At 44.7% G+C, this 1723-nt stretch carries 1 protein-coding gene; it reads right to left on the reverse strand.

Annotated elements, in window-relative coordinates; translation table 11 throughout:
• Nucleotides 1–204 precede the first annotated feature (204 nt).
• Nucleotides 205–1497 (reverse strand): transposase, encoded by a 1293-nt coding sequence (locus GJS40_RS13405; protein WP_270898361.1) that lies wholly within the window; start codon nucleotides 1495–1497, stop codon nucleotides 205–207.
• Between the last annotated feature and the right edge of the window lie 226 nt (nucleotides 1498–1723).

The following is a 1723-nucleotide window of genomic DNA, read 5'->3' on the forward strand; positions in this document are numbered from 1 at the left end:
GAGCTTTTTGCGATGTACAATCTTTTTATGTTTTAGTCCAAAAAATATAGCGTCGGTTTAGACAATAAAACGCCAGCTCTCCTCCCAATCGAACAAAAATTGCTGTGCTCCGTGTTTTGTTCGCTTCTGTCCCTAAAAAAGGACACACGTATCCTGTTATCCACTACCATTTTTAAAAATTCGGATTTTCCACACGTGGATGACCTACGAAACGAGGCTTCTTATTTTTTCTGGGTGTCCTTCTTTCACTCGCCCCACAGCCATTGCCAGCATAATGCAAAGAGAAAACCCGCACTTCACTTTCATTTTTTTCATGCCGCGGATGGTGTGATGCTCGAACCCAAAAGATACGTCTAAACGGCTGTTTACCCGTTCCACAGCTGTTCGTTTATTGTATTCTTTTTCCCATGTATAACTGGCTCGATCGATGGGCGTGAAGATGCGTCGGTCTTCGACCAATGGCACTCGGATTCCTTGTCTCACCGGGCATTGATCTTGCCCTTCACATGTCAGACCATATTGCTTTGCGGGACATAACTTCTTGAGCGTGTTTCTATCTTTCTCAAAGCCACCGTTTGTCATTTCGCGCTCTACCCCCGTAACTGGACAGTGGCAATACACGGCCCCTTTGTAATCATAGACCACATTTTCTTTGTCTCCCAGTAAGCGCGTAGCCTCCCCGTCTTTCCACATATTTCGGATGTCGATCACTGGTTTTACCTTGTGGTCATCCCACAGCCGAACGACGAGTTTTGTATCATCATATCCTTTGTCCCCAGCCATCGTTTCCGCATTTTCTAAGAGGGAAGGTCGGGTTTTTTCGATGGTATCTACCAACGCATGCGCCTCGTTGATATCTGGAACAGAAGCTTTTGTAACAGAGTAAGCGACAGGGAGTTCATACGCAGAATCAACGATGAGATGTATTTTATATCCGAACCATTTGACGACTTTCTCCCACAGCGTACCATCTTCCCTTTTTCCGCGATACACTTTTTTCCCGTAATCAGCATCGATGTCCCGTCGTCCATCTTCTTGGTCGTTCTTATTTTTCCTCTTTGCAAACGATGGAATCGCCTTCCCATCTATGGCTAATGACTTTCCAAAGTCAGGGAGAATGTCCCCGAGCTGTTCCACTAATGTTTCGAATATCGCCTTGATTTGTTCTTCATGCCTGAATAATTTTTTCATAAAGCGTGAATACACGTAGGCAGGGGGAACGGCGTCTATTCCGCAAAGCCAACGCATCTGGGCGTTTCGACTGAGTTCACGTCGCAGGGATTCTATCGATGGGTGTTCAAACACCACCCCAGCCAATAGGCTATTCCACACCGCCCGAATGGGATAATCATCACGACCATACCGCCGTTCGCTTTCAAGTATTTCCATCAAGTCATCATCTGGTAGATATTCGATGACCAAACGTAATCGATCTAAATCTCCTAATTCTTCTATATCTGTCCACGTAAATAAACTGATTTGTGGTATAATTGCCATACAGGTGAGCCTCCTAAGTGGTTGGTTGTTTTTGTCGTTATTAACAATTTTAACCCACTTAGGCCACGGCTTCACCTGTTTTTTTGCCTCTTGGGGTGGATCATTGGCACCTTTCTTGCCCTTTCCTTCTATTCCACTTTTTTTGACTTCTTTTTGGGGTAAAAATTTTTCAACCATCTCCCAAGCCCCTTGAGGGACTTGAAAATTCAAACATCGCAATTAGCTC

The sequence above is a fragment of the Aliibacillus thermotolerans genome (assembly GCF_027853235.1).
Lineage (GTDB): Bacteria > Bacillota > Bacilli > Bacillales > Marinococcaceae > Aliibacillus > Aliibacillus thermotolerans.

Excerpts from the sequence above, each read along its gene's own strand:
- GJS40_RS13405 (WP_270898361.1), bottom strand. The coding sequence starts at position 1,497 with ATGGCAATTATACCACAAATCAGTTTATTTACGTGGACAGATATAGAA.